The sequence below is a fragment of the Streptococcus sp. CF8_St5-11 genome (assembly GCF_024295625.1).
GTDB lineage: Bacteria > Bacillota > Bacilli > Lactobacillales > Streptococcaceae > Streptococcus.
On the sequence record NZ_JANCOJ010000001.1, the window covers coordinates 668,931 to 688,460 of the forward strand.

Annotated in this window: 20 protein-coding genes and 2 tRNA genes; 3 read left to right on the forward strand and 19 right to left on the reverse strand. The window is 44.8% G+C overall.

Annotated features, from left to right (window positions below; genetic code table 11):
* Positions 1–12: 12 nt before the first annotated feature.
* The gene (rsgA, locus tag NMM13_RS03110) at positions 13–891 is read right to left on the reverse strand and encodes a ribosome small subunit-dependent GTPase A (RefSeq protein WP_254727572.1); all 879 of its coding nucleotides are present in this window, start codon (positions 889–891) and stop codon (positions 13–15) included.
* Between the two features lie 309 nt (positions 892–1,200).
* Here rsgA and NMM13_RS03115 point away from each other — a divergent pair, with 309 nt between their 5' ends.
* The 3 genes from NMM13_RS03115 to NMM13_RS03125 all read left to right on the forward strand — a co-directional run bounded on the left by NMM13_RS03115 (position 1,201) and on the right by NMM13_RS03125 (position 2,386).
* Positions 1,201–2,118: a CPBP family intramembrane glutamic endopeptidase gene (locus tag NMM13_RS03115; protein ID WP_254727575.1), complete on the forward strand. Its 918-nt coding sequence runs from the start codon at positions 1,201–1,203 to the stop codon at positions 2,116–2,118.
* A 91-nt stretch (positions 2,119–2,209) separates the two neighbouring features.
* A tRNA-Leu gene (locus NMM13_RS03120) sits at positions 2,210–2,292 on the forward strand.
* A 4-nt stretch (positions 2,293–2,296) separates the two neighbouring features.
* Positions 2,297–2,386, forward strand: a tRNA-Ser gene (locus NMM13_RS03125).
* Positions 2,387–2,429: 43 nt separating this feature from the next.
* Here the strand turns inward: NMM13_RS03125 and rsmA are convergent.
* The 18 genes from rsmA to asp1 all read right to left on the reverse strand — a co-directional run bounded on the left by rsmA (position 2,430) and on the right by asp1 (position 19,528).
* Complete coding sequence (gene rsmA, locus NMM13_RS03130) at positions 2,430–3,305, reverse strand: 16S rRNA (adenine(1518)-N(6)/adenine(1519)-N(6))-dimethyltransferase RsmA (RefSeq protein WP_254727578.1); 876 nt, start codon at positions 3,303–3,305, stop codon at positions 2,430–2,432.
* 52 nt (positions 3,306–3,357) lie between these two features.
* Positions 3,358–3,942, reverse strand: a complete 585-nt coding sequence (gene rnmV, locus NMM13_RS03135; RefSeq protein ID WP_254727581.1) for a ribonuclease M5 — start codon at positions 3,940–3,942, stop codon at positions 3,358–3,360.
* Positions 3,914–4,684 carry a TatD family hydrolase gene (locus NMM13_RS03140; RefSeq protein ID WP_254727584.1) on the reverse strand — a complete coding sequence of 257 codons (771 nt, stop codon included), beginning with the start codon at positions 4,682–4,684 and terminating at the stop codon, positions 3,914–3,916. Before NMM13_RS03140 ends, rnmV begins: the two co-directional genes overlap by 29 nt.
* A gap of 125 nt (positions 4,685–4,809) precedes the next feature.
* Positions 4,810–4,944 carry a 50S ribosomal protein L34 gene (gene rpmH, locus NMM13_RS03145; RefSeq protein ID WP_003003086.1) on the reverse strand — a complete coding sequence of 45 codons (135 nt, stop codon included), beginning with the start codon at positions 4,942–4,944 and terminating at the stop codon, positions 4,810–4,812.
* A 147-nt stretch (positions 4,945–5,091) separates the two neighbouring features.
* Complete coding sequence (locus tag NMM13_RS03150) at positions 5,092–5,721, reverse strand: ribonuclease P (RefSeq protein ID WP_254727587.1); 630 nt, start codon at positions 5,719–5,721, stop codon at positions 5,092–5,094.
* 75 nt (positions 5,722–5,796) lie between these two features.
* Complete coding sequence (gene jag, locus NMM13_RS03155) at positions 5,797–6,744, reverse strand: RNA-binding cell elongation regulator Jag/EloR (protein WP_021153989.1); 948 nt, start codon at positions 6,742–6,744, stop codon at positions 5,797–5,799.
* 15 nt (positions 6,745–6,759) lie between these two features.
* Positions 6,760–7,575 carry a YidC/Oxa1 family membrane protein insertase gene (locus NMM13_RS03160; protein WP_003015944.1) on the reverse strand — a complete coding sequence of 272 codons (816 nt, stop codon included), beginning with the start codon at positions 7,573–7,575 and terminating at the stop codon, positions 6,760–6,762.
* A gap of 1 nt (position 7,576) precedes the next feature.
* Positions 7,577–7,918: a ribonuclease P protein component gene (rnpA, locus tag NMM13_RS03165; RefSeq protein ID WP_003002960.1), complete on the reverse strand. Its 342-nt coding sequence runs from the start codon at positions 7,916–7,918 to the stop codon at positions 7,577–7,579.
* A gap of 78 nt (positions 7,919–7,996) precedes the next feature.
* The gene (locus NMM13_RS03170) at positions 7,997–8,674 is read right to left on the reverse strand and encodes a CPBP family intramembrane glutamic endopeptidase (RefSeq protein WP_118227799.1); all 678 of its coding nucleotides are present in this window, start codon (positions 8,672–8,674) and stop codon (positions 7,997–7,999) included.
* Positions 8,675–8,759: 85 nt separating this feature from the next.
* Positions 8,760–9,653, reverse strand: coding sequence for a TDT family transporter (locus tag NMM13_RS03175; protein ID WP_195487292.1), 894 nt, complete (start codon positions 9,651–9,653; stop codon positions 8,760–8,762).
* Positions 9,654–10,249: 596 nt separating this feature from the next.
* Positions 10,250–10,474 carry a preprotein translocase subunit SecG gene (locus NMM13_RS03180; RefSeq protein WP_003003038.1) on the reverse strand — a complete coding sequence of 75 codons (225 nt, stop codon included), beginning with the start codon at positions 10,472–10,474 and terminating at the stop codon, positions 10,250–10,252.
* 1 nt (position 10,475) lies between these two features.
* Positions 10,476–10,667 (reverse strand): accessory secretory system protein Asp4, encoded by a 192-nt coding sequence (asp4, locus tag NMM13_RS03185; protein ID WP_003003066.1) that lies wholly within the window; start codon positions 10,665–10,667, stop codon positions 10,476–10,478.
* Positions 10,660–12,015 carry an accessory Sec system glycosylation chaperone GtfB gene (gene gtfB, locus NMM13_RS03190; protein WP_118095593.1) on the reverse strand — a complete coding sequence of 452 codons (1,356 nt, stop codon included), beginning with the start codon at positions 12,013–12,015 and terminating at the stop codon, positions 10,660–10,662. The genes asp4 and gtfB overlap by 8 nt, the downstream gene beginning before the upstream one ends.
* Positions 11,999–13,513 (reverse strand): accessory Sec system glycosyltransferase GtfA, encoded by a 1,515-nt coding sequence (gtfA, locus tag NMM13_RS03195; protein ID WP_254727590.1) that lies wholly within the window; start codon positions 13,511–13,513, stop codon positions 11,999–12,001. The genes gtfB and gtfA overlap by 17 nt, the downstream gene beginning before the upstream one ends.
* A gap of 11 nt (positions 13,514–13,524) precedes the next feature.
* Positions 13,525–15,909: an accessory Sec system translocase SecA2 gene (secA2, locus tag NMM13_RS03200; protein ID WP_254727631.1), complete on the reverse strand. Its 2,385-nt coding sequence runs from the start codon at positions 15,907–15,909 to the stop codon at positions 13,525–13,527.
* A gap of 25 nt (positions 15,910–15,934) precedes the next feature.
* The gene (gene asp3, locus NMM13_RS03205; RefSeq protein ID WP_021153996.1) at positions 15,935–16,405 is read right to left on the reverse strand and encodes an accessory Sec system protein Asp3; all 471 of its coding nucleotides are present in this window, start codon (positions 16,403–16,405) and stop codon (positions 15,935–15,937) included.
* Positions 16,402–17,946 carry an accessory Sec system protein Asp2 gene (asp2, locus tag NMM13_RS03210; protein ID WP_254727593.1) on the reverse strand — a complete coding sequence of 515 codons (1,545 nt, stop codon included), beginning with the start codon at positions 17,944–17,946 and terminating at the stop codon, positions 16,402–16,404. Before asp2 ends, asp3 begins: the two co-directional genes overlap by 4 nt.
* Positions 17,939–19,528 (reverse strand): accessory Sec system protein Asp1, encoded by a 1,590-nt coding sequence (gene asp1, locus NMM13_RS03215; protein WP_254727596.1) that lies wholly within the window; start codon positions 19,526–19,528, stop codon positions 17,939–17,941. Before asp1 ends, asp2 begins: the two co-directional genes overlap by 8 nt.
* Positions 19,529–19,530 lie beyond the last annotated feature (2 nt).

Sequence of the window (19,530 nt, forward strand, 5' to 3'; positions counted from 1 at the left end):
TTGTAGTGTCTCCTATTTTGGCATTTTTTTCGAAACTTTTTTATAGGTTTCGCGACGGTTTTCAATCTCACTTAGAAATTGCAAGTAATCCTCATAACGGAAAGGTGCAATTTCCTCTCTTTCAACGGCTGGTTTCACCGCACAAGCTGGCTCATGCGTGTGGGTACAGGTACGAAATTTACAAGAGTGGCTCACATCGGCGATCTCCGAAAAAGCTTGATTTAAGTCTTCACTGGTTGTCACTTCATAATCAAGGGAGGAGAAGCCAGGCGTATCTGCGATCTTTCCTCCATTTAAATGGTAAAAGCTGACAGCTCGGGTCGTGTGTCGACCGCGCCCCAGACTATCTGAAATCTCACCCGTTTCAAGCTCCAGATCCGGAGCGATTTTATTGAGCAAGGTCGATTTTCCTACACCGGTCTGTCCCATAAAGACCGTGGTTTGATTGGTCAAAAGGGGCAAGAGTTCCTCAATCGACAAGACAAAATCATAGCCAATAGCCTGGTAGATTCCTTGGTAGTAGTGGATGTCTTCCATATCTTTTAATAAGTCCAGTTTTGAAATATACACAATGGGATGAATCCCCTTATGCTCCAAAAGAACCAGAAAACGATCTAAAAGATTGGCATTGAAATCAGGTTCCTTAGCTGACATGATCACTACCGCCTGATCAATATTGACAATAGGAGGGCGCACGAGGCTATTTTTTCGAGGCGCAATGCTCAAGATGTAGCCTTCTGAATTCTCTTCAGCAGAGAACTCCACCTGATCCCCCACATAAGGAGTCTGTCCTTTTTTTCTAAAATTTCCACGAGCCCGTGTCTGGTAAATGTGCCCGTCTGACTCCACGTAGTAGAAGCCAGCCAAGGCCTTGACGATTGTTCCTTGCAAATCGCACTCCTTTGAGATTAATACTCCTATTATACCAAAAAATGAGAAATAAGGCTGGATTGCTCAATAAGAAAAATCTGGAACTAGTTTCAGTAAAATTTTTAGGGATAATAAAGATAGGGGTATTGTAACCGCTTCCTAATTTAGGTATAATAAATGTGAAAAAACATTCATAAATAAGTTGCTTGTGGGAAGCTCGAAACAAGAACGCAGAAAGGAAGTGACATCAAGAAGCGCCTTGTTTCAACGATTACTTGCTGTACAAAGAAAGCTGTTTCTTTGTTCTACGTTTTTAGATGGAGGTTCTTTATGAGTCTTTCTTTTCTTTCTAAAGAGAATCCCTTGATTGCCAATATCAAAAAGGGAAAATTTCTGACACCCTGGTTTTTGGCTCCGTTTATTCTGTATTACATCACAGAGTACATATCCCCTGTTAGCACAGCATCGACCAGCTTCTTTCTCAATAAGCAACACTGGATCCCAGACTGGTGGAACATCCTTGACCTTTGGTCCTTCCTCTATACCATCATCGCCTTCTTCCTTTGGGTTCGCTTGATTGAAAAGCGGCCTATTCGAACCATGGGATTTTCCAAAGGAAATGGGCTTTCTGAATTCGCCAAAGGTTGCCTCGTGGGAGGCATCATGATCACAACAGTCTTGATCGTCTTTTTAGTCACAGGAAATGCCACATTCCATCGGATTCAATTTAGTATGCCATTTATTGTATCCTGGATTTTGGTTTTGATCGGCTATATTTTCCAAACTGCGGCAGAAGAAATTTATATCCGTGGTTGGTTGATTCCAACTATCTCCTACCATACCAATGCCCTTCTAGCTATCCTGATCTCAGCTACTATGTTCTCCTACTTCCATGTGAATAACAACGGAGCTTCTTGGTTCTCTACTGTTCATCTCTTCTTCTTTGGGGTCTTTACAGCAGTCTACGCCCTGAAACGCGGGAATATTTGGGGACCTTGTGGCTTCCACTTTGCCTGGAATTTCCTGATGGGAAATGTCTATGGTTTTCATGTCAGTGGCTTTGATAGTGAATCATCCTTAATGTACTTCACAACTTCAAATCATACCTTGATCACTGGTGGTGAATTTGGTCCTGAAGGGGGCATCCCGGGATTAGTGGTCTGCATCTTAGCTCTTTTATGGGCCATCTTTATCCTCAAAGACACCTCCAAGGAGCAAGAGAGCCTATATCCTGCAGCATTGAAATGATCTATTGATAAAAGGAACAGGAGACATCTGTAGGCTCCCCTGTTCCTTTTTTTCCTTGGCATTTTTCCTAAAAAGTGTATAATAGAAATATGCGGAGGTGGTGGAACGGCAGACACGCATGCTTCAGGCGCATGTGCCCCTTCGGGCGTGAGGGTTCAAATCCCTTTCTCCGCATCTTGGAAAGGTGGCCCAGCTCGGTACGGCACCGGACTCGAAATCCGGCAAGTGGATTTCTATTCACGCGCGGGTTCAAATCCCGTCCTTTCCTTACGATACAAATAAGCCATAGGTTATAACCTATGGCTTTTCTGTTATTTTATTCCTGCTTCTAGAAGGCCATCTGCTAGGCGAGCGAAGTCTTCTAAGCTAAGAGCTTCTCCTCGTACAGAAGGTTGCAGGCCTGCAGCTTGGATTCCTGCTTCCAGTTTGGCTTTGATTTCTTCGGTCTTGCCAAAGCGACTGGTCAAGTTGTTCCAAAGTGTCTTCCGGCGGTGGACAAAGCTAGCCTTGCTGACAGAGAAGAAGAAATCTTCATCCTTGACGGTTACTGCTGGCTCTTCGCGACGGACCATCTTGAGGATGGCAGAGTCGACATTTGGTGCTGGCACAAAGACGGTGCGAGGTACAATAAAGGCTACCTTAGCCGTCATATAGTATTGGACTGCAATGGATAAAGAACCATAAGCCTTGGTGTTGGGCTCAGCTGAGATGCGGTCTGCCACCTCTTTTTGCATCATGACCACAAATTTTTGGAAAGGAATCTTAGATTCGATCAAGTGCATGAGGATTGGAGTTGTGATGTAATACGGAAGGTTGGCCACTACCTTAATCGGAAGATCTGGATTTTTAAACTCTGCGATGTACTGGTTGAGGTCTACCTTGAGGATGTCTTGGTTGACAACCGTGACATTGTCAAAATCCCGTAAGGTATCCGCCAAAATAGGAACCAAGCGGTCATCGATCTCAAAGGCCATGACTTCTGCGGCATTTTCCGCCAAGAACTCAGTCAGTGCTCCAATTCCGGGACCGATTTCGATGACATTGACCTGCTTATCAATCTCTGCCGTATCCACAATTTTTTGAAGGATGTTGGTATCGGTCAAGAAGTTCTGGCCGAAGGATTTTTTAAAGGTAAAACCGTGACGCTCCAGCACTGCCTTGGTCACGCTATAATCTGCAATTCTCATATTTTCTCTTTTCTAATCAGTTTAGGGGTAAGGGTTCCCCTCTACTTCCGTCTTAATAACTGGCCATGGCCTCTTCGACTTGGGCCAAACAAATTCCAAACAATTCCAAGCGTTTGATCAATTGCTTGCCATTGCAGTAGCCGATGCGCAAGGTTTCGCCTAGATATTCCCGCCGTTTGCGACTATCGCTGCCCATCAACAGCCCAAGCCGCATCAAGTCGGTCTTTGTGATATCAAAGAAATTTTCATCTTCGTAAGACCCGACCAGTCCAGCTAGGGCTTTTTCTAAGTCTTCAAAACTGGCATGCTCCACTCCCAAGGAACGCCCCTTGGTCTTGGATTTGGGCACTGCCTCGCCACGATTTAAAAAGGCATGTTTGGCCTGGGGCACCTCTTGCATAATGATCTTGCGAATGCGCTCGCCATTGTAGTCTGGATCGGTAAAGACAATGACCCCACGCAACTCCTGCAAGGTAGCAATTCGTTCCAAGTCATCTTGATCGATCGCAGAACCTCGCGTTTCATAGGTATCCACCTCATAATAGCGTTTCAGATTGGCCGTATCGTCCTTGCCTTCAACGACAATAACTTGAGGGATTTTTCTTTTCTCAGTCAAGGCCAAATACCTTTCTTGCATTGTCATAGGTTGCCTGAGCCACTTCTTCTGTTGTTAAGCCACGTAGTCCTGCAATGAAGTCTACTACATAACGAGTGTAGGCTGTTTTATTTTCCCGACCACGTTTGGGAACTGGCGCCAGATAAGGGGCATCTGTTTCAACCAAGATCTTGTCTAACGGAAGGCCAGCTGCTGCTTCTTGGACATCTGTGGCTTTCTTAAAGGTCACCACTCCAGAAAAGGAGATCATCATTCCCAAATCCATGAAGCGTTTAGCTTCTTCTAAACTTCCTGAGAAAGAATGCATGATCCCACCGCGAGGCCCGACTCCTTCACTCTTGATGATGGCATAAGTATCTTCTAAAGCATCGCGTGTATGCACCACAAAGGGGAGGTCCAAGGCCTTAGACAATTGAATCTGACGACGAAAAACCTTTTCTTGGACATCTTTTGGTGCCGTCATCCAGTGGTAATCCAGACCGATTTCTCCGAGTGCGACGACTTTGGGATGTTTTAGCTGTTCAAGTAAATAGACCTCCACTTCAGGACTATAATCACCTGCCTCAGTGGGGTGCCAACCAAGCGTGAGATAGAGTTCTGGGTGCTGGTCTGCCAAGGCTATTCCTCGCTCAATCGTCGGTTTGTCAAAACCAACGATATTGTGGGCTACAACACCCATTTCCTTGGCCAAGTCGAGCTCTTCTTGTTCTTTTCCTGCGAATTCTTCCACATTAAGATGGGTGTGGGTATCAAAAATCTGCATGATCTTCCTTTTCTTCCGAGTTTTTCTTCCTTCTATTATAGCAGAAAGCGCCTCTAAATTCACTTTCGGACAAAACAAAAACCAGTAGTCTCGAGTTTCTACTGGTTTTTAGGTTTTTATCTGAATTAGGCAGCCAAAACTTTGCGTCCTTTACGACGACGAGCTGCCAATACGCGACGACCATTTTTAGTTGCCATACGGTGACGGAAACCATGTTTGCGCGCACGACGAAGTTTACTTGGTTGATAAGTACGTTTCACGATGAATACCTCCTCATAGATTTTGTATTCGTTTAGCCGGCTAGTTGTGATCAGTTACTAAACATACTTTACTATTCTATCGGATTCGACTCTATTTGTCAATAGCTATGGCAAAATTGTTGCAAATACAGGTCGGAGAACACCTTTCTACACCTGACGGGTTGCCAAGTAGTAGGGTTCCAGAGCCATCAGCGCCTCTTGCAACTGATCCAGGATATTCTCAGGAGAATCTTCCTCGACCAGAGAAACATCGTATTTGACGAGGACCTTACGAACCGCCCCTTCTGCTACTGCTTGCAACAGATCATGGCGATTCTTTTCTGTTCCTTCTACCCTTTGACTCTCTCCATTTTTCTGGGCGAAATAATAAACTGGCTGAGAGATAGGAAGGGTGAGAACCTTGTGTTGTTTTTGAAGGCTCTGCTCATCTTTTTTTCGCTCGATAAAGCTCACCTCTAAGGAAACACCAAAATCAACTGCATCTCCATAGAGCCTCAAGGCAAACATAGGCTCTGCCATCGTCCCTTCTCCTTTTAGATAGGCCCAAAAATGAGGGCGCAAGACCTGGGCCTGGTTCATCCATTGGCTGGTCCGATCCTGCTCCAAGTAGGGGTGACGCTTCTGAAAGGCTGAGACTAAATCGGTGAATTCCTTACGAGCCGCTTGAGCTAGGGCACGATACTGCTCCATCTCTGAGGCTAGCACTCCAGCCTTTGCTGGGGCCTGGTAGTGAATTCCTTGAAGCTTTAAAAACTCTCGAATCGCTGCAAATGCCATTTGCTTCCTTTCTAAACCTAAAAAAGGAGAGATCGGCTCAATCCCGTCTCTCCCTTATGGGAAATAATAGCTAGATTATCCTTCGATGTCTACCACCACGTAACGGTTTGGTTCTTCCCCTTCAGAGTAGCTAGTGACTCCTTCCATCTTAGAGACGATACGGTGAATGATTTTGCGTTCACTGTTTGACATCGGATCTGTCTGTTGGGCTTGCCCATCTTCGAGGGCACGTGTTGCCAACTTCTGAGCATAGCTTTGAAGAACTTCTGCCCGGTGTTCTACATAGTCATTAACATTAATGGTAATGTAAAAATTCTTTGAGTAGCGGTTATAGAGGTAATTTTGTGCCAAAAGTTGAAGAGCCTTCAAGACTTTTCCGTGGTAACCAATCACGCGCCCAGGCTCATTGGTATCAATTTGCATATTGACCGTACGGCGGTTGTGACTACTTGAGATGGTCGCATCCACATCCATTTCATCGACCACTGTTTGAACATAGGCTGTCACATCATCTACGACTTCTTCGATGTTGTAGTTTTCCTCTACCTCGATACCAAGGTTTGAGAAATCAGATTCGCTTGATTCTTTTGTCGCTGGTTCTTTGACTTTTTCAAGGATATGTTCATGCCCTTTTTCTTCAAGAACGGTATCTGCTTCTTTGTCATGTTTCAGGATTTCTGTCTTGATTTCTTCAGAGACAACTTCTCCTTCTTCTTCGACCTTTTTGATCGCTGCAACGACGCGTCCGAGATCGACCGTTGCTTCGCTCACCGTCTTCACCGGTTCGTTTTGTGCATTGATCTCATCTGGGACACCTTTGACAGCTTTTTGATTAGCTTTCACAACCGTTGTTTCTGCAATCGGCTCAATCTCTACTTGGGCTGGTTTTTTCCCAAACAAGCCAAGAAAACCTTTCTTTTCACGCGCTACAACCGTAATATGTGCCTTCATACGAGGAATATCTAAATCGTTCAGACCTTTTTGAATCGCTTCTTCAACAGTTGCTCCAGTATATAGGACCATATGTCCACCTCTTTCTTATTTTTTCTTTTTCTGTGCTTTGTTTAGGGCACGGCGTTTTTGTTTTTCCATGTCGCGCGAAGCTTGCTCTTTTGCTTCACGCTCTGCAATAATCTTGAAGGGGTTGTTCAAGAGATAGGTTTGCCCGACTTGGTAAGCATTGGAAGTCACCCAGTATAGTGCGACCCCGCTGGCTGAGAACAAGGCAAAGAAGAAGATCATCACAGGCATCACATACATCATGGTTGTCGCACTACCATTACGCTCTGGCATGGCTTTATTGGTCAACCAACTGCTGAAAAATGTGAAGAGTGCTGCAAGAACCGGCAAGATATAAGTCGGGTCGATCGCACCAAGGTCCAACCAGAGGAAGTGACCGACTTTAAGGAATTCGACACGGCTCAGCGCTTGGAACAAGGCCATCAAGACCGGCATCTGGATCAAGAGAGGAAGGAAGGCTGAAGACGTTTTGACACCTTTTTCCTTGTATAGGGCCCGCATCTCTTCAGAAAGCTTGGTCCGACTATCAAGATCCTTCCCAGGATACTTAGCTTGCAATTCCTTGAGGAGGGGTTGAATTTCCTGCATTTTGCGGGTTGAATTCATTTGATATTGGAAGAGAGGCAAGAGGACCGTCCGGATGACAATGGTAAAGACGATAATCCCTACACCGATACTTCCGCCAAAGGACAAGAAGCGGATAGCTTCTGCAAAGAAGTAGACGAAGCGTTCCCAACCACCTGTCGACTGAGCTGTCACTTGAGAGGTTCCACAAGCTGTCAAGACCAATAAGGCCGCTCCTAATAATCCAGTTAACTTCAGTTTCTTTTTCACATTATTCCCTTTCTTGGTAGACATGCGCTAATTTTAAGACATGTACAAGATTTTTCTCTACTTGATGAAAGTCGAGCTCCTCCACTCCTTTACGAGCAATGACAACAAAATCATCGGTCGTAAGGAAGGCTTGGTGTTTGATCAAAACATGGCGAATCAAACGTTTGATGCGATTTCTGGTCACAGCATTTCCCAGTTTCTTACTAACAGACAGGCCGACTCGAAAATGCGGTTGGTCTTTGCGCAAGCGGTAAACAACGAATTTTCGATTGGCAACATTTTGACCACTTTTAAAAATAGCATTAAAATCTTTGTCACGTTTGACGCGGTAGCTTTTTTTCAAACCTCAACTCCCTCTATTAAATTTATTCTATTATACCATATTTTCAAAAAAAACCAATCTCACTCAGGAAATCGGTTGCTACTTAAATACAGATAAAAGTAAAGGCAAGGTGTAGTAGAGATTGAGCAAGATATGAGCCAAAATAGGAGCAAGGAGCGTCTTACTCCGATAATACAGGATCCCAAAAATCACACTCGGCAGGAGATAGATGATAGAAGCTCCCAGCGAAAAGGGATTGTGGAGAAAATGTAGGCCACTGTAGATGAGGGCTGGAAGCCAAATCTCAGCATAGAGTTTCCAGCCTTTGAAGTAGGCATTCACCAAGGCTCCACGAAAGATCAGCTCTTCTGTCACTGGCCGGATGACAACCATTGCGATCACCAGGATAAGCACTCCTGTGGGGCTAATTTCCCGTGGAAACAGACTCAAAACAGCTGCCCGTCCTTGAACAAAACCACTGATGAAGTAGTCCAACCAGTAAACTAAACAGGCCGCAAAAACGGCTTCTATCAGAGCTTGAAGAGGATTCTTCCCCAGCTTAAACTGCGCTTTTTTAGAAAAACGATAGACCAAAAATCCTGTAAAGACTGCATAGAGGCCTTCTAGGCCAAATAAGGTCCAATAATAGCTATTGGCGCTTGCTACACTATTGGAGACATACTGGGCCAAGGGGCGAAATTGAGGCCGAACATAAAAATAAAACAAGAGCAGAAAGAGGGGATACAGCAGTGAGAGCTTTCCTTTGATGAATTTCATAGATACCTTTCCTATAAAGTCTGACAAATCGTATAGTGCATCTTACCATAATCGTGACAAGGTTTCAATGAAAAAGGATGCCTTCCTACTCTCTGAGATAGGCCACATAACCACCTAAGACAGCGACTAAAATCAAGAGACAAAGAAGAGTTTCCAGCCATACGAGAGCTGTCAAGAAAGGTAGTTGCAACAAGCCTTGGGCCATTTTCAAAGAGGTCGCTGTGATAACTGTTGGAAAGGTCAGAGCTGAAAAAGCAGGTTGAAAACCTTCTGTGATCATTCTCGGTAGGCGCGTCAAAACAAAGAAATAAAAACCTTGCGAGGCCAACACCATGATCAGTAAGAACCAGACAGGAAGGCTTGCTCCACCCACACGAACCAGGGCTGCTAAAAGAAGGGAAAAGGGAGCACAATAGATGCCTTCTTGGCCCAATAGATGACTGGGTAAAGGGGACTGCTTCAAATCATGATAGATAAGGGGATAAAGAAGAAAGGTCAAACCAAAACCAATCACTAAAGCGAGATAAGCAATCTCTCTGATTCCTACAACTGGATAAGTCAAGGCTGCTACTGCAATGCCCACATAGAGAACGGTCCAACTGGGAGTGGCATTGGCTCTTGGTCGCGCTAGGACATGGGTCTTGGTAAAATAGAGAATTAAACCCAGATCCAAGAGAAAGGCAGACCACCAGACCAACTGTGATAGACCTCCAAAGGCGGGAAAGAGGCGCAAAAGATAGGTGGATAGAATCATCCCTGCCATGGGAAAGGTCGCCATCCCAGATAAAAGAGCTGGTTGTTGGAGTTCTATCTTGGTTTCTTGCCAGCGAATTGCATGATAAACCACAAAGAAAAACCAGAAGAACAAACCTGTCAGACTAAAGGCGTGAGCAAGGAAGGGTAGCGAGTCCGCAAGAAGGTTTCCAGCGCCAACCAGTCCTAACAGACAGCCTGAAAATACTAAGGGGATCTTTTTCATCGGGAGCTCCAATCATGTTGTCGCTTTCAGTATACCATAAAAGAGAAGGAAGCAGGATAAAAAAGAGTGTGGGACAGAAATCGGTAATTCGTTAGAATTCGATTTCGTCGTCCCACCTCCGCACAGTTGAGTAGGGCATCTTTGGAACTTGAAAAGCGAACAACTACTTAGGAAACTTGCTTAGCAAGTCCTATCTACCACCTCAAAGCAGTGCTTTGAGCACTCAACCACTGCATCTTGCTCGACAATCCAAAAATAATTGAGAGGCTAGGACTTTTGTCCTAGCCTCTTCAAATTGTAGATAGAGTCATCTTAGAAACTTTCCGCCGTGAGATAAGTGCTAGAAACATTCTTGTTTCTAGCACTCGGGAGTTTTGGAACCTTAGGTCCAAAACTAAGTCATGGAACTTCCTCGAAGTTCGCTGACGTCCGTACTCACCTAAGGAAAGTTTCAATAGATGTCTAAGTAAGCCTAATAGTTGATATCTCTTTAATTTTTTAAGTATCATTTAGGTTGCATTAGGTAAGAAACAGATAGATTACATTCTAAAAGAAGTTGGAGAATACCAACTTCTTTTTATCCATTCTATTAGAAATTAGGCCTGTACGACCATCATATAAAGAAATAAGGATACGAGAAAGACAATACTAACAACAAGGGTCGCTAGCTTGAGTCCACGGTGGGACCGCCAGTAACTTGGTTTTCCTAGGTTACTGGTCGCATCTGTTGAAAGCGATTGTTGTTGGCGAGGCTGCAGGGTGATCAGAACCACAAGAGCGAGGGATAAGATCGAGATCCCGATTGCAAATACCATTTCCATCTTAGGATCCTCCTAACACTCTGAAGAGGGTAAAAATAACTCCCAGCAGAATCACCAAACCAATGATCACATTAAAAGTAACATTGATCTTTTCAGAACGTGTCGTCTTTTCTTTTTCGGCAGGACGGCGTTTGAGAGACTCCATCCGTCCTTCTACTTCTTTGTAAAATAAATCTTTCTTACGATCACTCACTGTGTCCACCTATCCCTTCTTGCAAGCGAGCTTTGAAAACAGCTGGCTCAACGCTACTTGATTGGGCAATTTGTTGTGCGACGGCTTCTCTGTAGTTATCCACAGATTGGTAGATTTCCTGGATACGAGCCACCATATCTGCTTCTTTTCCTTGATCAAAGATATTGGCTTGTGCGAGGAAGTGGCGGTCATGCAGGGTATGGCTAAAAGCAAGGATGACTTGCTGGTGTTCGAAGGCCTTGCGAACAATGCCTTGCACCTCTGCATAGTGGTTGATATCTAGATAAATACTAGAGACCTTAAGCAACTCTTTGATCCGCTCTTGACTGATATTTTGGTACAAGACCACATTTGGGTAGCGGACCATAGACAAGAGGCTGGCAGACATCTCCGTCAAAGCTGCTACACGGAAGGTCACATTTGGCAAGTTCTCTACTAGATAGGTCAAGGCTTCGATCTGATCCGAATTGGTCAAAACAAAAGCGTCTTTACGGATATCGTCTTTCACCTTGAAATCATACAGGTAGCCAAGGGGACCAAAATAGCTATGCTGGTCTTGCGAGGTCAACTGCAAAGCACGATGATAGGTCGCGTTTTGCGGAATCAAGATCTTCTTGGTCCGGATTTCTGGGCTCTTTAGAATCAACTGCATATTGCCCGGAAGGCTGTCGTGAAGAGGCTCTTGCCACACCAAGACGTCGCGTCCTTTGATGCCTTTATTGCCTAACTGGAGACTAATGCTAAAGGAGGTAGCCAGCGTATTGTAGACCAAACCATCTAAATCAAAACCACGATACTCTAGATAAAAGACAAAGTAATCTAAGCGATTCTTGAAAATCCGCATAGGTTGATGGTCCAAGGTCAAGATCAAATCCCCTGTTTGGTGATTTTCTGTCAAGCGCTCGGTATCCCCTTCAAAGTAAGTAGTCACCAAATACTGTCCCTGATCGCCACAAGTCGTTACAGCAATCTTACGACCGTATTGGTCATAGTGCTCAACCATGACCACTTGTCCCTTATCATCTAACCACTCTAAGCGCTCGACGATGCGTTTATAGGAAGCAGCATGGTACACAATCCGAGCTTTTTCCTGACCATAGTAGGTCACTTTTCCCGAACTGTTATCCCCAGAAACTTCCCAGAAATCAGGCACTGGAACTTCATTAAAGTAGCGACCGCGCTTCTCCCCTTTTGCTTGTCCTAAGAAATAGATAAAGGGAGATTCGACACCGTCTGGTAAGAAACCGTTTGGCTCCAAAACAACGGTCGGATGGTCAAAGCCAGACTCTTTCATGGAGTGGAGCAGGTCTTGGCTTTCACGAGAATAACTATCAAATACGTTCAGCATGTGTCACCTCTTCTATCAATTGTTCCCAAGCTTCTTCTACTCGGCTGGTCAAAAAGTCTTCTGCACGCGCATAAGATGCTTGACGCATGCTGGCTAGATCATCTTTTTTGTATAGCTGGATCATTTTTTCCGCAAAGGCAGAAGCAATCTGGTCGACCACTTGATCTGCTGAAGGCGGAATGAGATAGCCATTTTTACCTTCTGTGACAAAGGTCTGGTTGCCATAAGGAACGTCAAAACCGATAATCGGAAGACCAGAACCGATCGCCTCCATCAAGGTCAACCCAAAGCCTTCACTGGTCGACGCGGACAGGTAAACCTCATAATTCTTGTAAATTTCCTCTAGATTGGCATGCCCTTTGAGATGGATATAGTCTGCTGCCCCCAATTCATCAATTAGAGAACGCAACTTGCCTTCTTCTCCACCTTTTCCATAGATGTCAAAGGACAGCTCTGGCAATTCTTTTTTGGCGCGAACCACTGCTCGCACCAACCAGTCAATATGCTTTTCTGTCGCCAAACGAGAGGCAGTAATCATAGAAAATGGGGTGCGATTTTCGTTTTGTGGTAAGCTTGCAAGACTCCCAACTGGAATGGTATAGATAGCCGGCTGATGGTTGGTGTATTTGGCAAACTGCTCGGCCAAGATTTCTTTTTGGCGGTCAGTCGCGACAATAAAGAAGTCTACCTTATCTGCATTGGTAAATTGATACTCGTAGTAGTTATTCCACAGGATATACTGATCATCGACATTATTGGCACTGAAGTGCTCGGCATGGACGACCACACCCAGGCGAGCTTTTTGCGCTTCTTCAAAGATAGGCTGACCAATATTGGTTTCCCGATCCAAAATCACCAAATCTTGTTTGGTCAATTGAAGGTTCTGCATGAAGTAGCGGATCAATTCTTGGCGACCAACTAGGTAGCGATCTGGGAAACGATAGATTTCGCGGCCATCCGCCATCTGCATGCTGTAGGCAACCGTCCCGTCTTCATTGTAAAAACGGCGCTCAATCAAGTTGGCTTGGTTGTTCTTAGGAATGAAATACTCGGTACAATAGCGGGTATAGGAGAAATAATCCTTTCTCACCAAAATTCCTCTAGACACGTACTCGCAGCGTTCGACATAGGGACTGTTTTCTGCGCGCAGGTAGCAGGTCAAAAAGTTGTCCTGATCCTCATAAAAGAAGCGCTTGATCTTACCATCGACTTCTTCACGAGTCGGTTTTCCGGCAAATCCTGCTAAGACCTGATCAATGGTATAGGTCGTTGGCGCAATTTTTATATCTGTAAAATGGCTATAGAGCCAGATGATTTCATCATTTTTAAAACCGATATTTTCTGTTAAATGCTGGATATTATCGGCTAGGATCATATCCATAAAGACAAACTTGGCTGGTTGATGGATATTGCGTAACAACTGGGCACGGTAGGCCTGGGCATACTCAACACCACTGCTGGCCCAACCGATTCCAAGGTTGATATTGTATACTGTCATAATGTCCTCTTTTATGGGAAATGCAAGACAATTTCCCCTTTTTTATTGATTTCTACTCGACTTAGTAGGAGATTGCGGACCATTTGTTCTTTGGCCGCCTCTTTCATTCGTTCAAAGGATTGGTAGGCTTCTTGGAAAAATTCTACCAAAGGGTTTTTCTGACTGGTGTACTGACCAGAGAGCGCCATGCGCAATTGTTGCAGATAGTCTACCTGCTCGACCCAGTTTTCATCGATAGCTTTTAGGATGGCCATGCGCTGGAATTGGGCGATCACCTCATCGGTGCCTAAGATCTCATACTTAGCTTCTAACTCGCTTTTAGCAATTTCCCATAAGAAATTCTCTTTGGTTTTCTTGCTACGGAAGGTTTGGTGGGCCTTTTCCGGATCCACTTGGTAACTAACATTGTCTAACATATAGCGATAAAAAGCTACCGGTTCCTTGTATTCTTTTTTATGGGCTACACTTGAAAAGACGGAACGAAGCACTTTTTCAACGATATCATCCAAGCGTCCTTCTTGTTTGATCAAGCGGTCGCGCTCTTCGTAGACGATGGCACGCTGAATGTTCATGCTTTCCGCAAATTCTAGCGTCATCCGACGACTGGCCTGACCAGAACTTTCACTAGCATTTTGAGCCCGTTCCACCAAGTTTCTATACTTGCGCTTGGTCAGAGCTTTAGCTGAACCAATCCGCTCATCTACATCATAGTCTTGATAGGTATCCTGGATCCAGTCTGGCCCCCAATTTTTCATCAAATCGTCTTCCAAAGAGACGAAGAACTTGGTCAAACCGGGATCTCCTTGGCGACCTGAACGCCCCCGAATTTGAAGGTCAATCCGCTGGTTCATCATCCGCTCAGTCCCGACAACCACCAAGCCACCTAACTCAGCGACTCCTGGTCCTAACTTGATGTCGGTTCCCCGACCGGCCATTGAGGTCGCAACTGTCACAGCTCCTTTTCGACCTGATTCCTTAATGATCTGGGCCTCTCGAGGAGCATTGTTGGCATTGAGAAGATTGTGAGGAATCCCTTCGCGCAAAAGAAGATTCGAGTAAAGAATCGACATCTCAACGGATCCGGCAAAGACCAGAATTGGATTGCCCTTTTCGTGGACCTTCTTCACATAGTCCAAGGAAGCCACGATTTTCTCTGGCAAGGTCTGATAGATTTCATCCGGCAAATCTTTGCGGATCTTCTTGCGATTGGTTGGGATCTTGATCACTGACATGGCATAGGTATCAAGAAACTCTGCCTCAGCGACCTTCCCAGTCCCGGTCATGCCTCCCAACTTCCGAAACATCTTAAAGAGGTTTTGGTAAGTAATAGAAGCCATAGCCCGTGTTTCTTGGGTGAGCTTGAGGCCCTCTTTGGCTTCAATCGCCTGGTGGAGTCCTCCTTGCAAGCGCGTCATTTCCATCAAGCGCCCCGTCGCCTGGTCTAGTAAGACAATCTCCGGTTGCCCTTCGACATTGGGATGGATGACATAGTCCTTATCCTTAATAAAGTTTTTATTGGCCTGCAGGGCTAAGCTGATATGGCGAACCAAATCACGGTATTGGGGATCATAGAGGTTGGGAATAGCAAGAAAAGCTTCTGCTGCATGAGCTCCTTTTCGAGTCAACCAAACTCGTTTCTTTTCTTCATCAAACTTGAAGTCTTCCCCTTCTTTGAAGGTTTGGATCAGGGTATCAATAATCCCATATAGGTTAGATTGAACCCGAGGAGAACCAGAAATAATCAAGGGAGTCTGAGCACTATCAAGGAGCACCGAATCAATCTCATCAACAATGGCGTAATTGAAGTCTGCCAAAAACTGGCCATCTGCCGAAGCCGTCAAGTTCTCTGTTAAATAGTCAAAGCCCAGACTGGTATTGGTCGTATAAATGACATCTGACTGGTAAATCTCCCGTTTGACTTCTGGATCTAATTCTTCGTCTTCAGATTGTTTCAAGGGAACTCCAACAGTCAAGCCCAAAAAGCGGTAGACCTGTCCCATCTCTTCTGCATCCCGAGTTGCCAGATAGGTATTGGTCGTAATAACCATGACCCCTTTTCCCTCTAAGGCATTGAGATAAACCGGCATAGTTGCCGTCAAGGTCTTTCCTTCACCAGTATTCATTTCAGCGACATTGCCTTGGTGGAGGACAATCCCTCCCATGACTTGCACGTCATAAGGAAACATGCCCAAGACCCGTTTATCAGCTTCCCGCGCAACCGCAAATGCTTCTGGTAAGAGATCATCCAAGGTCTCACCCTTAGCTAGACGTTCCCGAAATTCCACAGTCTTCTCCTGTAGTTGTCGATCCGTCAAGCGGGCCATGTCATCCTTCCAGCTATTGACTTCTTTTAAGATTTTTTTGATGTTTCTTAATTTAACGTAATCCAATGTAATCCTCTTTTTTTGCAGTGATGTTCGTCTATTCGAGAACTTCTGCTCCCTCAGACGATATTGGTTGAATCGTGAAATAGTGGAAGGTAAACTCTTGCAAACCTGCACTGAGCAAGCGTACTTCATAGGCGTATGCTTGATCTGGATAGGTAAACGGCAAGCGACCTTCTGCGGTTACGCGACGGCCAACGACCTCTCCAAAGCGATCTTTGAAGACGATTTCTACCATAACGGTATGAGCCGGAGTCGCTTCCATCGTGATAACCAGTTCATAATCTTGCTCTCTTTTGAGCAGAGGCAGACTAGGAATTTGACGAGTTGCGCCAAAATTTGTCTGCGAATGCCAAGTTTTCAGCACTTGACCAGATGGCATGAGGGGGTTCTGAAACTGAACGCTTCCTTGGTCAGTCGCTTGAATGGTCGACCCCCAAAGATAATCTGCTAGAACGGTATCGCCCCAGTAGATTCGTCTGCTTTCATTTTCTTTTATTTTTATCATTGGTTTCTTCCAAAGTCTCTTTCCATGATTTCTTTGTATTGGGTCACAAACCACTCAATGATCGGACCACTCGCATCGTTGTGTCGACCGGCACGGCTAGTGCTGATAATACGAACCGGAAATTCATACAAGGCCTCTAAAATATCTGGATAAGCCTGCTGGTCATAGTCATCATCCCTCATATAGGCAAGGGCTAAAATCGTATCCTTGAAATCTGCCTGGTCAAACCGGTCCCAGAAGCGTTGATTGAGCTGACCGATCCCTTCTTGCGACACTTGACCAATGATCAACTGCATCATGTCTAGGGATGTTCCAAACTCATCTGGACGTTTAAATTTCAGGTTGGCAGCGACATCCCCCAGGTTGACAATGGGTTTTCCGACCAAGATCGCATGAGGAGAATAAAGAGCCCCATAGTAAAGGGCACCAAAGGTCCCCATGGACAAGCCTGAGAAATTCATATCTTTTGGCTCAAAGCCGAGCAAGTCCAAGTGCTGATCAATAAAGGCAGTGATTTGACTTTCCAATTCTTCTGAGCCCATATAGAAGGATCCACCTTCCAGCCTTGGGTCAGAAAAGAGAATAAAGGGACTCCCCATCGCACGCATCATCCCAAACCCTTCAAAACCTTCGGCCGGACGATACCCAGAAAAGTAAATGTTTAAAGGTGGTTTCATATCGCCAGGATGGAAATAAGCAAAAATTTCTTGGCGTTTGTGGTCCCGTAGCGTCTTAGCTCCTACGGTCATCTCTCCTAAAGGACCATGTGACAAGCGCTTATGTAGGGCTCCGATCGTAAGCGTCCCTTCTCCTTTTGCTTCCAGCGAAAAGGCTAGGTAATAAGGTTCTGCGCCATCCAATTCTAGTGGTTGTGCCATCTCTTCTTCTGAAAAGACTGCATCTTTGACCCACTCTCCCAGAGCACCAAAGCGGTAAAATTGAATCCGCAATTGCAGCTGACAGCTTGGATCTTTTTCATATTCCAACCAAAAATTGATGGGACGGCTAGCATCATACACGTAGTTGTAAACCCACTGAGCAATCGGTGTAAACTCTTCACCGTATGATCCATCTAGCTGAAGAAAATGTTGCCCCAGCACCGTTTGCTGGCCCGCAAAATCAGGTCTCACTCGCAGGTCACGAACCGTAAAGGCATCTCCATATTGATTGTCGTATAAAAAGCGCTCTAAAACATAGAGAAATTGATGCTTGTTTGAGAAATCCCAGGGTCTTGCTTGTTTAAGCCTTAAGAGGTGGGCCAATTCGTCAGAAGGCGCCTCTAGTTCATGGCTTTGATCATAAAAAACAGTATAAGGCTGAAAATAAGCCAGGTCTTCTCCTAAAGCTAATAAATCTTCTGGCTTTTCTAGAATCAAGGCTTTGAATTTGGAGATTTCCTCTTCTTCCATATATTCTTTGAGCGATGGAAGAGCGGTAGCTTGAAAAAAGTGCCAGCCTAGTCCAGCAGGAAGCTCCACCTGATCCTGCCAACTACTTGAGCCGATTTGGAGAATATGGGGTATTTGTAGTTTTTTATCCATGACGTTCTTTCATCCATCCTTCCCATTTCTCGATCAAGCGTTGACCGGTGTATTCTTGAATTTTTTCGATCGAGTAGACCAAGGCTTCGTTCCAAGGCTTCAATTCCAATAAGAAGTGCGTGATTGCCTTCTCTAATTCCTTGTCTCCCTTTGATAACACATAGCCATTTTTCAAATGATCGACATATTCTGTCTGGACGCGGTTGACTTGAGGAATCCCAGCAGAGATCCCTGCAATCTGCGTGTAGAGGTTGGGTTCCTCGCTTAAATCTACAATCAAGCGGGTTTTTTCCAATTCTTGAATAATGTCATTTTCATTTGAAAAATTCTTAACTACAAAGCGATAATCCGGTGCGTCTTGTACGGACTCTTCATCGATAATCTGGTTTTCCCCAAGCCCTTCCATTTGGGCTGGTGATTGAACCAGATGCAAGTCCTGCTCGCTAGCGATCAATTCCTCGAGTTGCCCTTCTAATTCCTTAACACGCTCCGGTGATCCATTGTAAAATGCAAAAACAACTTCAAATAAAGGATGTTGCGCCAAGACCTCCAGAACCTTCTTGAGCTGGCTCTTACTTGGAAGCTCAGCTTCATTGACGTAAAAGTAAATCTTCGATTCCTTGCGCTCCTGACTAGATCCCAAACGGAGGCGGGAGTCAAAAGAGGTAATCCGGTGTGTCTTTTGAGCCAAGCTAGGAGAAAAGACCCCAATCGCTTCTTTGGTTTTTTCACTATCTGTGATCAAGAGCTGGGCATCAATCATATCAAAATAGAGGGCAAAGTTTTCGGCAGACAAGGGCTGGCGATCCCCGTAGAAAGACAAGACTTTCTTGACACTACTTGCTGTATCTTGTAAAAAAGCCAAATTTGCTGGATGAGCTGCCAGTACCAACTGATCTCGTCCTGGTACCAAGGCTGCCAACTGTTCCTTCATTTTTTCAGCGACAACTTCTCCCATATCGGAATAGCTTTCTTTTTTGAAGGCAGGAAAGAAAGCTTCATTGACCATAACAGATTGGTTCTCTTCGATCAACATTTCTCTCAAAACCCATTGTCCATCAAAACTCAGATACTCTTGAAAATAAGGTTTCCTCTCATTGTAGTAAATCCTACTAGAGATAAAGCCGCGATCATCTAAGTACTCAATGTAGCTGATCTCTTCATTCTTATAACGAGTCAAAGAGAGAATGTTTCCATCTACTCCCATATCAATTTTTGCTATGAGGTGACCCTTTCGAAATGCCATTACCAAAAAGGGAGTGTAGGAAAAAGTGGTCTCACTCGGCCATTCGATGTCCCGAAGCTGAACTGGGTGCATAGCCAAACTAGACGGAACCTTTTGGATCCGATCAAAAATCGAAAGCACATCTGTCTCTAACAAATCTTGGCGGTGTAAAAAATAGCGCAGTTGCGGACTATATTGAGGCAACAATAAGATCCGATCCATTTCTGCTTCTTGAAAAATACGAACTTGATTAATGGTATCATCAAATTCAATGGATTCTCGCATCCAGTACCAAGGGGTAGCTGTTTGCTGCCAGATGCGGTCCGTTCCATACCAGGCTGGTACAAAATAATACATGG